General features: G+C 59.6%; 12 protein-coding genes and 1 pseudogene. 4 read left to right on the top strand and 9 right to left on the bottom strand.

Annotated features, from left to right (window positions below; genetic code table 11):
- Positions 1–144: 144 nt before the first annotated feature.
- The 3 genes from BJ994_RS13560 to BJ994_RS13570 form a co-directional block, all read right to left on the bottom strand.
- On the bottom strand, positions 145–696 hold the full coding sequence (locus BJ994_RS13560; protein ID WP_209066858.1) for a Pycsar system effector family protein: 552 nt from the start codon (positions 694–696) through the stop codon (positions 145–147).
- The gene (locus tag BJ994_RS13565) at positions 696–1,415 is read right to left on the bottom strand and encodes an adenylate/guanylate cyclase domain-containing protein (protein ID WP_167994877.1); all 720 of its coding nucleotides are present in this window, start codon (positions 1,413–1,415) and stop codon (positions 696–698) included. The genes BJ994_RS13560 and BJ994_RS13565 overlap by 1 nt, the downstream gene beginning before the upstream one ends.
- A 92-nt stretch (positions 1,416–1,507) precedes the next feature.
- Positions 1,508–2,224 (bottom strand): adenylate/guanylate cyclase domain-containing protein, encoded by a 717-nt coding sequence (locus tag BJ994_RS13570; protein ID WP_209066860.1) that lies wholly within the window; start codon positions 2,222–2,224, stop codon positions 1,508–1,510.
- A 414-nt stretch (positions 2,225–2,638) separates the two neighbouring features.
- Between BJ994_RS13570 and BJ994_RS18200 the strand changes: the two are divergent.
- Positions 2,639–2,719, top strand: a pseudogene (locus tag BJ994_RS18200) (recombinase family protein); the annotation flags it as partial.
- Between the two features lie 468 nt (positions 2,720–3,187).
- Here BJ994_RS18200 and BJ994_RS13575 read toward each other — a convergent pair.
- On the bottom strand, positions 3,188–3,613 hold the full coding sequence (locus BJ994_RS13575) for a hypothetical protein (protein WP_167994881.1): 426 nt from the start codon (positions 3,611–3,613) through the stop codon (positions 3,188–3,190).
- Between the two features lie 392 nt (positions 3,614–4,005).
- Here BJ994_RS13575 and BJ994_RS13580 point away from each other — a divergent pair, with 392 nt between their 5' ends.
- The 3 genes from BJ994_RS13580 (at position 4,006) to BJ994_RS13585 (ending at position 8,255) form a co-directional block, all read left to right on the top strand.
- The gene (locus tag BJ994_RS13580; RefSeq protein WP_167994883.1) at positions 4,006–5,688 is read left to right on the top strand and encodes a hypothetical protein; all 1,683 of its coding nucleotides are present in this window, start codon (positions 4,006–4,008) and stop codon (positions 5,686–5,688) included.
- Positions 5,689–5,728: 40 nt separating this feature from the next.
- Positions 5,729–6,379: a Pycsar system effector family protein gene (locus tag BJ994_RS18600; protein ID WP_483413536.1), complete on the top strand. Its 651-nt coding sequence runs from the start codon at positions 5,729–5,731 to the stop codon at positions 6,377–6,379.
- 844 nt (positions 6,380–7,223) lie between these two features.
- Positions 7,224–8,255 carry an LLM class flavin-dependent oxidoreductase gene (locus tag BJ994_RS13585; protein ID WP_167994885.1) on the top strand — a complete coding sequence of 344 codons (1,032 nt, stop codon included), beginning with the start codon at positions 7,224–7,226 and terminating at the stop codon, positions 8,253–8,255.
- 12 nt (positions 8,256–8,267) lie between these two features.
- Here the strand turns inward: BJ994_RS13585 and BJ994_RS13590 are convergent, their stop codons facing one another.
- The 5 genes from BJ994_RS13590 to phnD are packed head-to-tail and all read right to left on the bottom strand — an operon-like array spanning position 8,268 to position 12,217.
- Positions 8,268–8,909 (bottom strand): TetR/AcrR family transcriptional regulator, encoded by a 642-nt coding sequence (locus tag BJ994_RS13590; protein ID WP_167994887.1) that lies wholly within the window; start codon positions 8,907–8,909, stop codon positions 8,268–8,270.
- Entirely contained in the window at positions 8,906–9,673 is a 768-nt protein-coding gene (locus BJ994_RS13595; RefSeq protein WP_167994889.1) for a tyrosine-protein phosphatase, read from the bottom strand. The genes BJ994_RS13590 and BJ994_RS13595 overlap by 4 nt, the downstream gene beginning before the upstream one ends.
- Entirely contained in the window at positions 9,670–10,512 is an 843-nt protein-coding gene (gene phnE / locus BJ994_RS13600; protein WP_167994891.1) for a phosphonate ABC transporter, permease protein PhnE, read from the bottom strand. Before phnE ends, BJ994_RS13595 begins: the two co-directional genes overlap by 4 nt.
- Entirely contained in the window at positions 10,493–11,308 is an 816-nt protein-coding gene (locus tag BJ994_RS13605) for a phosphonate ABC transporter ATP-binding protein (RefSeq protein WP_167994893.1), read from the bottom strand. Before BJ994_RS13605 ends, phnE begins: the two co-directional genes overlap by 20 nt.
- Positions 11,309–12,217, bottom strand: coding sequence for a phosphate/phosphite/phosphonate ABC transporter substrate-binding protein (gene phnD, locus BJ994_RS13610; RefSeq protein WP_167994895.1), 909 nt, complete (start codon positions 12,215–12,217; stop codon positions 11,309–11,311).
- Positions 12,218–12,480 lie beyond the last annotated feature (263 nt).

The following is a 12,480-nucleotide window of genomic DNA, read 5'->3' on the forward strand; positions in this document are numbered from 1 at the left end:
GACTCGCGCTCCAACACCTAATCCACCGCCGCGTAGGCCCGATCCATCGAGTGGGATGTAGATGGGTCCTCGTCGCAAGGCGGCACTCAGCTAGTTTTGACCGACCACTCAAATCCAATATGTGCCAGCAACGGAGCTATCGGACTAAGGCGTCAGTCCTAAGCGAAGTAATCCAGCACAAAGCAAGAGGCTTATGCCGCCCATGGAAGCGAAGCTCATCGATAGCTTGACCAGAATGTGCTTCGTCCAGGCGATACGGCTCATGCGAACCATCTGGTTACTCAGCACCGAAAGCATGTCAGCGTCACGAATCTTCTCCTTGAGGTCACCAGGCTTCCAAAACTTTACGTGCCCGAAGTAGATGAAGTTGTCCGGCCACTCCTTCTTGACGTGGAACAGCCTAAGCCGAGGAATAACAACCCACATGGAACAACCCGCTCCGAGGATCAGCGAGACACACGCGACTGCGTAAGCAATGTTCTGCCACGGACCTTCAAGCACTGCAAACATCCGGTCTGATGCTGAAAGGGCTACCGTTACACCCAGCGCCGCGGATTGCAGGGTAAAGGAAAAAGAGGCCTTGGCGTCAACCTTGCCGGTCCAGTCCACAAGCGCTGCATGGATCTTCCATGCGGTATCGAGCGCCTCTTTGTCTCTGGTATTTGGCTCCATCTTCGCCTGATTACGCCATTTCACTAGAACGACCAGTGGTAAGAAGTCTTGTAGTAGGAGTAGTTTTTGGCACCCATCACGTGGGTGTAGGGGCCTTCCCACATATGAACGCCTTTGCTGAGCTTCAACGCGTCGGTCAACTTGTTGTAGGTGTTCCCGCCGATAAGAGTGGAGTATTTTCCCTGCCGCTGGTCGCTGAGCTTAGCCGCGAGGTTCGGAGCGGTTCCAATGGAGATCATGTCGTCGCTGCCGCGGAATCCGGCACGAACCAAGAGGGATTTACCACTAGCAATGCCACAGCCGTGCTTGAGCTGCCATCCGCTCTTTTGGATGGAGCCGAATTGCTTAGTAATCGCAGGCTGGACCAAGTTCCTCATCGCCCACTTGATCTGCATAGCGGACTTCACCGCGCGGTCGTACCTGTTCGGCCCCGCATAGATGCCCATAACGCGATCGCCGTCAAAACTTCGGATGTGACCCTTATTGGACCGAATAATCCTTGTGCTGACAACGAGGTAAGCCTTCATGACTCTCGCGACCGTATCCGCGGGGGCGATGGCGACCAGGCCGGATGAGTCGGCCATGTCAGCGTATAGGTAGGTCGATGGAAGATAAAGACCCTCCGAATAGCCCATTTTCGCGGGGTCGGGCACCGTCTCGATTACACCGTCGTTCCGCTCGGTCGTCGTGAGCTTGGTGTTGATCGTCTTTGCGATATCACCTTCGACGTCTGACTTGAGCATTATTCTCCCCTTGCTTCCCTCTGAACGTTGAAGTGAGCGTATCCAAAGCACACCTATGGTTCGCAATACGCTCACGAGACTGGTTGTTAAGTTCAGTCGATTTGTATCCCATAGTTGGACGTCCGAATCTGCTCGACGCGCCCGCCCCCTATGTCCTTTGTGGAAGCTATCGACCACATGGCTTTTCCATCAATACGGGAATAACAAGTCGAATAACTCATCGCATTCCACATTCTGTCCGTGATGATAGTCCGTGCGAGATGCAGTTCGCTGAGTTTCGCGGCGATGTTCGGAGCATCTCCAATAGATACCAAGTCGTTGTTGTTACGGACACCGGCGCGCACGATAAGAGCGTCGCCCATGTCAATGCCTGTCCGGCTGCTCAGTACCCAGCTTGATTTGAGGTACTCATTTAGACGGTACGAGAGGCTCGGCCTGACAAGCTCATCTACCGCCCACTTGATCTCTAACGCGGTCTTCGCTGCAACAGAGGCAGCTCCATCGCCAATGAAAATGGCCATCACACGGTCTCCGTCATAACTTCGGATCTCGCCCTTGTTATCACGAATGACCCTTGTAACAGCGGCCAAGAACGCCCGCACGATCTGAGCTGCGGTGGTGGCAGTGTGCTTCTTCGCCAGTCCCGAGGAGTCCGCCATATCCGTATAAAGGTAGACCGCCTTCAACCAGACCCCGCCATTACTCAGGTTCACCGAGTCGGACGTCGGCACCACCTGGCCCCACCTCGTGTCCAGCTTGGTCCGGAGTATGGTGTCTATGGCGGCGCTGTGGTCAGTTCTGCGAGTCATGGTCCCCCAATTTCAAGTTTTAGAGCGAGTGCCCTATCAGCGTAATGATCGGTGCTGACATTAGTGCTCCTCCCACCGTTTACGAGACTGAACTTCGGAACCCTGCGATCAAGGCGGCACTTCAACCGAACGCCCTCGGACGTCTATGCGAACAGTCGAAGCTCGCGGACTCACAGGCGCACCGATCCCGTAAGACCTGCCCGAGAAAATGCGCAAATAAAGGTCCGGCGTCAGCAACATTTGTTTGTGTTGCAACTCTAGGATTGCAACACACTAGGACGAGACAACCCCACTCCCCCGCCACTACTACTCCCCCTATGTCTTGCTACCCTGTCTCCCAAGTAAGGGCATCCTTCCGTGACTGAGAAGTAGGTTGCGAGACAGTTTTGGGGGCTATCGATGTGAAGGAGCGGTATGGGAAAGCTGATTGGGTATGCGCGGGTATCAACTCGTGCCCAGGATACCGACCGGCAAGTCGCCGACCTCATGGTCGCGTACCGCCGAATGCGCCTGGAGCGCCTCTTGGCACCCGCGGCCACAACGCGACTGGCGGCGGCTGCTGCCGTAGTCAGAGTGGGAAGTGTGTCTGCCAGCTCACCGAGGTCAACAACCGCCACCAGTATTGTGGGCAAGTTTTGGATCTCGTCGATGAGGCGTACACCCCTACCGTGCATCAAGCGCGTCTTCATCGTCGACTTCTGCAGTTTCTTCAGCTTGGGCCGTACTGTGTCGCGCCACAGCTCGTCAATTTCACTGGGTAGCGTGGGATCTAGCGCCGAGGATTCGAGCTTGCTGCTCAGCTCCTTCACGGACGCCCTGTAGTCGCTTCGACCCTCGGCAAGCTCCTCTCGTGCCTCCAGAATGTGGTTCATCGGAGCATTAGGGAACACAGGCAACCTCTCAACCAGACCTGCGCCAACGGCAGCACGACGAGATCTGCCGTCGGCTACAGCCGGGAGCCCGTCAAATCTCGCCGTTACCTGGATTAATGAGGACTTCCTTCATGTGGAGATACCGGCGTGCTGGCCAGGGGCGGTATTTCCCTGTGCGGCGGGCACGCATCTCCTCGCGGTTCTCGGCGACGTTCTCATAGACTTTCTTGAATCCCATTGAGAGGCCCCCGTCACCGATCGGGGCCATGTTCTCGACCATTTCATCGGCCCACGCGTCAGGATGGATCGCAGTACCAGATATTACGGTCCCTTGTGAATGTACGGTGAGGCTGATCATGCCTTCCTTCATCTCGTCGTCGACGCCGAAGGCGAAGTCCAGCAGAGTCTCAAGCTGGAAGTCGCGGGGAGAGACCATCTCGCGCGTGATGCCGTCGGCGTCGTCCGTGAAGTCGTATAGCTGGATATCGTCGTCGGTACTGGGGGAGGCGTCAGTCATAAGCGTTCCGTTCGGTTCCAGTGCGCCGACGTGCGCGTAGAACCAGCCTAGTAATGCAAGGGCTCATCCCGGTTGGGGTGCAAGCGTGTAACCAATCCGCTGCGTTGTGCGCGATTTGCGAATTATAAGCTATTGTGTTAGAATTGTAAAGTACCAAATAAGCCCCTTGTAGCTCAAAGAATAGAGCGCTTCCCTACCAAGGTTGAGGTTACGGGTTCGAATCCCGCCAAGGCTTGGAAAGCCCATCCCAGCGTCGGGGTGGGCTTTCACTTTCCCCGTAAAAGCAGATGCCCCATTCAAACGAACTGTGAACATACCTCCGCAACGTCATCTACCCTTACTCGGTAAGGCCGTGGGTTCCTAGGGCAGATTCCTCATGGGAGGGTTTTTCCATGAACGATGAAAAGGACGTCCGCATAGTTTCTCAGTTTGTTCTCCGCGCGCGGCGCGTTGCCGCTCACTCGTTGGCCCAGGAGCGCGGCAAGCTCGAGACGTTTGCTGGGTTCAAGATCGACGGACAGGTCACATCGGAAGGTGTCATGTCGATGCGGCGGGAATTGCCAGATGAGGAAGTTTTTGAATCTCTCGCCGCCCGCGTGCGCCCAATGACGCTGGAGCGCGAGCCTATCTACTTCAAGGAAACCTTCAAGGCTCTTCATCGACTCCTGGAGTCATCTGACAAAGCTCCTAGTGAAGAAATGGGCGAGCGGCTGGCGCAGTTGCACAAGGATTGGGCCGCGATCGATCTACAGGGCCGTGGGTACCTAACGTTTTGGGTACAAGCTGAGCGTCGTGACGGATCTGGCAGGACGCCCCCGGTCTCGGATATCCAACTTGCCTCTTCGTGGATGTACGCCGACTTGGTGCACTCCGACCCCAAGGGCCCGAAGCGAGATGGCCTACTCTTCCCAATCAAGGAACGATACTCCGCTGCCGTAACCGTCTTCTCCCGCCTTGCACTGCTGACGCTGGCAACTCATGACGCCTTCATAGAGTTGTACAGTTCCGGCGCGATTGAGCTGGACCCCCTATCGCTTGATACAGAGATAGTGGTCGGTAAGAACGAACTCATTGACGAGGGCGTGGCTTATGTGGGGCCAACCGATGGCCCGATGCCAAGTATGGAATCCGTGTTTGATGATCTTCCCGAAGGCTGGGAGCACTTCACGCCAACAGTCTTGCTGCGCAACAATCCTCACAATCAGGTCGAGGTTGTTATTTCGGCTGCGGATGGGTCGACTATAGCTACCCACGAGGCGGCTGTGTCAGCGCGCTGGCAGGAGAGCGAAGAATCTCATTGGGCGGTGTTGATAGCGGGCGTAGTCACAGCGGAGTTTGCCGTAAGGGTTCAAGATCGGGTTGTCTCTGACGGTCGGTTCATCGGATGGGACAGCAATGCGACGACAAACAAGATGAAGCTGGCCGATTTGAAGTTACAACGTGAGATGAGAGAGGCCGCAAAGGTTAACTTCTTCGCGTCGGATACTGAATTTTTCTCGTTTACGGTCCCCCCGATGAGCGCGGAGAGAGCGGCGTTCATAGACGTTTCCATCGATACGTTCAGCGATTTAGTCGCGATCGAGGAGATTCTGGAGGAGCCCTTGGCTCCATTGGAGGGGTCCTACTCGATCGTTCATCGCGCAACCTTGCGACAAGCCCGGTTATTGATGGAAGGACACATTGTGCCGCTCGCTCCTTCGCCGATGCAGATTACCGCGCCAAGTGGAGTTGTCCCTCAAGCTGTGCTAATGGCGAAGCGTTCGTTCAAGCTAGGAAACAGCACATACATACCAATACCTCAGCTGCTGGTGAGACACCCGTTGATGCGAGCTGACCAGGTAGCGGCAGTCCCTGCCAGTGACCCCCCTACCGATTCGATCACTATGACCGTTCCGATTGACGAACCGTTCGTAGCATGGGTTCCAGAGCTACTTCCTCACATCAACGATGAAGACTTGAGACAACCGACAAGGCTGGGCTTAAATCACCTGGACGAGTCAACGCTTTTTGGTTTATGGAGCGGAACCATCTCAACCATCGCCCCCCCGGTCAGGAGTGACCATCACGGAAGCTGAGGTCATCAGTTTTCAGCACCTGACCTGACAAGGTTGAGACGTGCAAAAACTTAGGAATCTCGGCCGTTGCCTCCGCCGCTCCCAACAACCGCCAACGAGTAAAGCTCAGGAGCCCTTACACAGCTCAGCAGGGGTAACTGAGTCAGAGGCACAAATCCTGGCTCGTGAAGACGCGAAGGTAGAGATACTCATCACCGCCTTCGAGCGACAGGACGCGCTTGTATCCCACATCGCTTCCACGTCCGACACTAAAGCTTCCCTGCTCTTGGTACTTACTGGTGTCGTTACGGCGAGCAGTTTTTTTGAAGGATCAATTGAGTGGACCGGCCATATCCAAGCTGGTGGCATCGTCGGCTTGGTTGCTGTTGCGCTTGCACTCACAACCGCAGTTCTGTCCATCACTGCGATATGGCCACGTACAGCAAATGTTGTCTACCTAGACGAGTTGGTTAAGTACGCAGAGACCTCAGAGAGTTCAGTCGATGAGTTCAAGCATTATCAGCTGACGCTGATGCGGGAATCCGTCCTCAATCGATTGAATCAGCAACGGAAACGGAGTGGCCGCCTGAAATGGGCCTTTTACGCAGCGTCAGCGATGTTACTTGCGACCGCCCTGAGTGTAGGGCTAGGGGTAAGCCCAGGAAGCGGAAACTCCTCTGGTGGGCGTAGCTTTATGTCAGTGGAATCATAGGAAGCAAAGGAAAATCCATGCCCGACGACAAAACATCTAACGACAAACCGAAGGATCGGCCCCCGGGTGCGATCAAACCCTTAGTAATTACGAACAAGCTAACCGAGCTCAGTGAAGCTGGGAGACAGTTCGAGGAGAGCAAGCGACCGCCCTGAGTGTAGGGCTAGGGGTAAGCCCAGGAAGCGGAAACTCCTCTGGTGGGTGTAGCTTTATGTCAGTGGAATCATAGGAAGCAAAGGAAAAACCATGCCCGACGACAAAACATCTAACGACAAACCGAAGGATCGGCCCCCGGGTGCGATCAAGCCCTTAGTAATTACGAACAAGCTAACCGAGCTCAGTGAAGCTGGGAGACAGTTCGAGGAGAGCAAGCGACCGCCGGCCACGGGCAGGTAAATCTCGGCAACGAGAAGAGCTTCTGTCCCAGTACCAGCAAGCCTGTTATGGCGAGCAGCTATTCGGGAGTCACAGGGCCTGCAGAAATTGGAGGTGCACCGTTCTTCGGCACAGCCCACCTCACTCTAGCTCCTGATGAAAAGTGCCGATAACGGCCCCTATGTCGCTTAAAGGGCGCAAATGTGTGAGTTCGCGGTCAGGCTCGGCTGCTTTTCGTGCGATCTGCCCTTAGATTCGGCTACCTCGTTGGCGGCGCCATGCCGACTGGCAAGTCACTATGGCAGTGAGCTTCCAGCTCGTCGTCTATAAGGCTGCGCTATACCTGTCGACGGCGTGGCTCGAGGCTGGTCTTGGGAATGCACACTAACCACGGAGCGTTGTGAAGCCCAGCGGTTCCACTGGGCCGCAGGTCTTTTGATTAGCGTCAACTCAATACAGGAGCACGATCATGGCGAAGGAACTCGAGCTCGGACTCGACACGTTCGGAGACGTCACCCGGGGCGTGGACGGCAATCCCGTTGCGTACGACCAGGTGATCCGGAACGTCATCAGCGAGGCAGTCCTCGCCGACCAGGTCGGAGTCGACTTCTTTGGCGTCGGAGAACACCACCGCGACGACTTCGCCGTCTCTGCGCCTGAAACAGTGCTGGCCGCGATTGCCGGCCGGACCGAGCGGATCCGATTGGGATCTGCGGTCACCGTCCTCAGCTCCGATGACCCCGTACGCGTCTACCAGCGCTTCTCGACACTGGACGCAGCCTCCAACGGCCGGGCGGAGGTGATCCTCGGGAGGGGCTCCTTCACTGAGTCCTTTCCCCTGTTCGGCTTCGACCTCTCGCAGTACGAGGCACTCTTCGAGGACAAGCTCGACCTGTTCGCCGAAGTCCTGAAGGAAAAGCCCATCACCTGGTCGGGAAGCACCCGCCCCGGTTTGACGAACCAGCGCGTCTTTCCCACGACCGCCTCCGGAAAGCTGAAAACCTGGATCGGCGTCGGAGGGAGCCCCGAATCCGTTGTGCGCACAGCCCGCTACGGCTTCCCCATCATGCTTGCCATCATCGGCGGCGACCCGGCCCGATTCGAGCCTTACGTCGATCTGTACCACCGCGCCCTCTCCGAACTGGGCCAACCGAAACTACCCGTGGGCGTCCACTCCCCCGGCCACATCGCAGACACCGACGAGCAGGCTCGGGAGGAGCTGTGGCCCGACTTCGCTGTGATGCGAAACCGTATCGGGGCCGAGCGCGGCTGGGGCCCAACGAGCCGCGCGGAGTTCGACGTGGAGGCCGACTCCGGTTCCCTTTACGTCGGCTCCCCGGAGACCGTCGCGCGCAAGATCGCGGCTACAGCGACGACCTTGGGCCTCGACCGCTTCGACCTCAAATACAGTGCTGGCCCGCTGCCCCACGAAAAGCTGATGCGCAGTATCGAGCTGTATGGAACGAAGGTCATTCCGATGGTTCGGGACCTGCTCCGGTAGGCTGCTGAGCAATCACACAGTGGGGCGAGCTTCCATCCCGCGCCACGCAACGTCGAGTGCGGCACGGCAGCGGGCACGAGTTTTCGGGTCCTCGACGCGGTCTCCGCGGACCACCAACTGGTAGTAAAAGACGCCGGCGATGAGGTCGAAGCAAGCCTCCACATCCAGGTCTGCACGGAGCTCTCCCTTCTCGATTCCGGCGCGGAGTGCTGCCTCGATCGGCGCCCGACGACGCGATACATGCGATTTCCAGTACGCCTTCTGCAGTTCGCGGTCAGCCATCGCCAGCCGGATGCGCTGACGGAACCGCGCCTCCGAGTAGCCGCCAAGTCCGGCTCCATCGCTTCCGCCAAGAAGTCCCCCGATGATTGACTCACGCAGGTTGCCATCAATCGGAACAGCAGGCGGCATTTCACGGCCGACGTCGAGAGCCGCAGCGATCAGCGTCGTCAGCGAAGGCCACCGACGATACAGCGCCGCCTTGCTCACGCCACTGCGCTCCACAACCCGTGAAGCCGTAATTTCTGCCCCCTGGTCAATGAGCTCCAAAGTCACCTGCAGGATCTGGCTGTCAATCTCCTCATTACGCGGACGGCCCGGACGCCGACGCACAGTGCGCGCCGGCGTCGCGACATCGACGAGCGTGGTCGTCATGCAACCGACCGCTCGCGCAGACCGGCAACAATCGCATCCGACAATCCCGCTGCACGCAGTGGCGCCAGCGCATCACCGTGCCGCTCACGAAGCCGGTCGAGCATCGTCCGCATCGAGATATCCATCGGCTCCTCGGACAGCGTCAGCGAAGTCATCTCCTCGAGGTCGAACCCGAGCCGAGCCATTAGCGTCCCTATCACCGGGCGCATCCGCTCGTGAATGGCTGCCATGTTGAGGTCGGTGCGGGCGTAGTCGGTGACGATGTCGTCGTCGTCGGCTCCCAACACCAGCAGCAGGATCGCCGCGAGCACACCGGTCCGATCCCGGCCCGCCGCGCAGTGGAACGCCGTCGCGCCAGGTGACACCGCAATAATCCCCAGCGCGGTCACCAGCTGCGGCGTTGCGGTCTCCACCATCCGGGCATACATCTCCCCCATCGCCACGTGATCGATGACGAAGGATCGGTCCTCCGGCATCCCCGCACCGATGCTCGCCATCAGCGGCAGGTTGTGGTACGCCACCGGATGGGACGCAAGCGGCCCGCGGCCGGTCAGAGCAACCTCATCACTGGTCCGCAGGTCAATCACTGAGGTGAGGCCCGCACTCACGAGGCGGGCGGCGTCGTCGTCGGTAATCACCGCAAGGTCATCGGCACGCAGGGCCAGCCCCTCGCGGAGGATGCCGCCGGCGACCGGGATGCCGCCGAGGTCGCGCAGGTTGACCGGTGCGCTGGGCTCGATCTCGGGGGTGGTGGTCATTGTCATGTGATTCTCCTTCGGATGAGGGCGCTGCCCTGGTCGATCACCGTGACCAGCACGATGATGCAGATGATGATGGCGCTGAGGTGGCCGTAGTCGTACATGCGCATGGCGGTGGTGAGTTCCAGGCCGATGCCGCCGGCGCCCACGAGCCCGAGGATCGTCGCGCCGCGCACGTTCCCCTCGAACAGCAGGAGCGTGTACGAGACGAGAAGTGGCGCAGCCTGCGGCACAATCCCGTACTGGATGACCTGCCGCTTCGACGCGCCAACCGCTTCCATGGCGACGATCGGACCGCGGTCCACGGACTCCATCGCTTCGGCGAAAATTTTGCCGATCGAGCCGAGGGATCCGAGCGTCATGGCGAGAATTCCCGCGAACGGGCCAAGCCCGACGGCGGAGACGAACATGAGTGCGAACACCAGGTCCGGCACGGAGCGGATAACGTTCATGATCCAGCGCGCCGGGTAATACAGCCACTGCGGTGCAATGTTCGACGCCGCCGCGAACGCGACGAGCAGGGACAGCACCGCGCCGAGCACGGTTCCCACGATCGCCATCTGCAGGGTTTCGATCAGCAGGGTGACGATGGTGCCGAACTTCGAAAAATCGGGCGGGAAGAGCCGGGAGAGGAACTCCCCCATGTTGACCGTTCCCTCACCGAGCTTGGTGAAGTTGAACTCCGCGCCCAGGAAGGACCAGCCCAGTACGACGACGACGACAGGCAGTCCGAGCAGGAACCTCGCCCTGGGTACCGAGAAGGCGCGCTCAAGGCGCAGGCGTTCGGCTGGGTCGAGCGGTTTTCCGTTCGTCGCGCGGGTGGGGTCAGGCGCCGTCGTCGTCATGGTTTGCTCCTTCCTGGCTGTACAGACCCGCGAGCTTCGCGGCGTCGAGCCGGGCTGTGGGTGCGGAGACGAGCATCTCGCCGTGGCGGAGGCCGACAATGCGATCGCTGTGCGCGAGGGCGAGCGGAAGCACGTGGAGGCTGACGAGTACGGGTATGCCGTCCTCGGTGGCGATACCGCGGAGGAGTTCGAGCACGGAATCGGCGAGTTTCGGGTCGAGCGAGGCGACGGGCTCGTCGGCGAGGATCACGCGGGGCTGCTGCATGAGCGCCCGGGCGATCGCGACGCGCTGCTGCTGGCCGCCGCTAAGCGAACGGGCCGGGTCCTTGGCTTTGTGGGCGATGCCAACGCGGTCGAGGTAGTGCATGGCCAGCTTCCGGTGCTTGCCGCTGAAGCCGCCCGCCAGGTTGACGGGTCCCGCGGCGTGAAGCGCGCCGGTCAGTACGTTGGTGAGCACGCTCATCCGCGGGATCAGGTTGAACTGCTGGAAGACCTGCCCGACGTCGGAGCGCAGCTTTTGCAGTTCGCCTCGCAGGAGGTTGGTGACGTCGTAGCCCACGACGCGGACGCTGCCGCCGGTGATGGGCGCGAAGCCGGTGAGGCTTTTCATCAGGGTGGATTTGCCGGAACCGGATGCGCCGAGCAGGGCGACCATCTCGCCGGGGCGAAGGTCGAGGTTGACTCCGCTGAGCACCGGCTGGTCGCCGTAGGCGACGTCCAGGCCACGTACGGTGACGAGAGGGAGCGCCTGCCGGAGCTCCGCCGTCGTCGGCTGGGTTTGGGTTGGGGTGCTCATCTAGCCCAGGTCCTCGAGCTGCACGCCGGCGACCTCTGCGATTTCGGCGAATCCCTTGAAGATGCTGGGGTCGGGGTCCATGACCTCCTCGAGTCCCACGAAGCCTTCGCCGAGTGCGCCGAGCTCTTCCGCGTTTTCCTCGGAGAAGACCTTCGGGAGGGCTTCCTGGAGGAGTGCGCGGGTTTCGTCGTCGAGCGTCTGGCGTGCGAGGACGCTGCCGGCCACGTCCATGGCGGGGCTTTCGCCCACGCCGCGCCACTCGCCATCGACGAAGGGGAACATGGGTGCGCCCAGTTCAGTGAGCATGATGGCGGTGCAGGCGGCGTCAACCTGGCCCTGTTCGAGCGCGGCGAAGCTGCCGGCGTGGCCGCCGGCGAAAATGGCCTCGTAGTCGGTGCCCTGCTCGAGACCGGCCTCGTGGAGCATATAAACGGGCATGAAGTAGCCGGAGCTGGAGGCCTGGTCCGCGAAGGCGACGGTCTTGCCACGGAGGTCTTCGAGTGTTTTCACCGGGGAGTCGTTGAGGACAACGCAGGTGGAGACGGGTTCGTCATCGCCGGCCCAGGCCATGAGGGAGTCGACCTCGCCGGTGTTGACGGCGAGCGCGGAGGGAAAGCCGCTCATGATGCCGATGTCCACGTGGTCGGCGCGGATGGCTTCGACGACGCTGAGGTAGTCGGGCACGTCGGTGACCTCGACGGGGCGGCCGGTTTCCTTCTCTACGAGGTCGGCGAAGGCGTCGATGGGGTTGGCCTTGGTGGGGTCATCGCCGAGGGGGATGGTGGCGATAGTGATGGGTTGTTCTTGTGTCGTCGCTTCTTGGGAGGCTTCTTGTGAGGTGGCGGCCTGGCAGCCGGTGAGCGCGAGGACGGTGAGAATGCCTAAAGCAGGAACGGTGCTGTAGCGCATGGTGGACCTTTCACGGGGGACGTTTCGAATATCGAGAACGTCTGTATTCAATCCGAGGGAGGTGACCGGGAATTACGAGAACGGTGTACTTGTAATGAAACGCGGGATGAACAATGTGGCAGTAGTGTGGGTCGCCTGCGCCTATCGACGGGTCGGACGTTTCACCAGCACGGCAGCAATCGACCAAGTGGGAGTGTACGACCATCTCGACCAGTCTTCGCCTGCAGCGTGGGCTCTCACCAGCTGTCTGATCGCGCGACGGT

This window comes from Arthrobacter pigmenti, assembly GCF_011927905.1.
Taxonomy (GTDB): Bacteria; Actinomycetota; Actinomycetes; order Actinomycetales; family Micrococcaceae; genus Arthrobacter_D; species Arthrobacter_D pigmenti.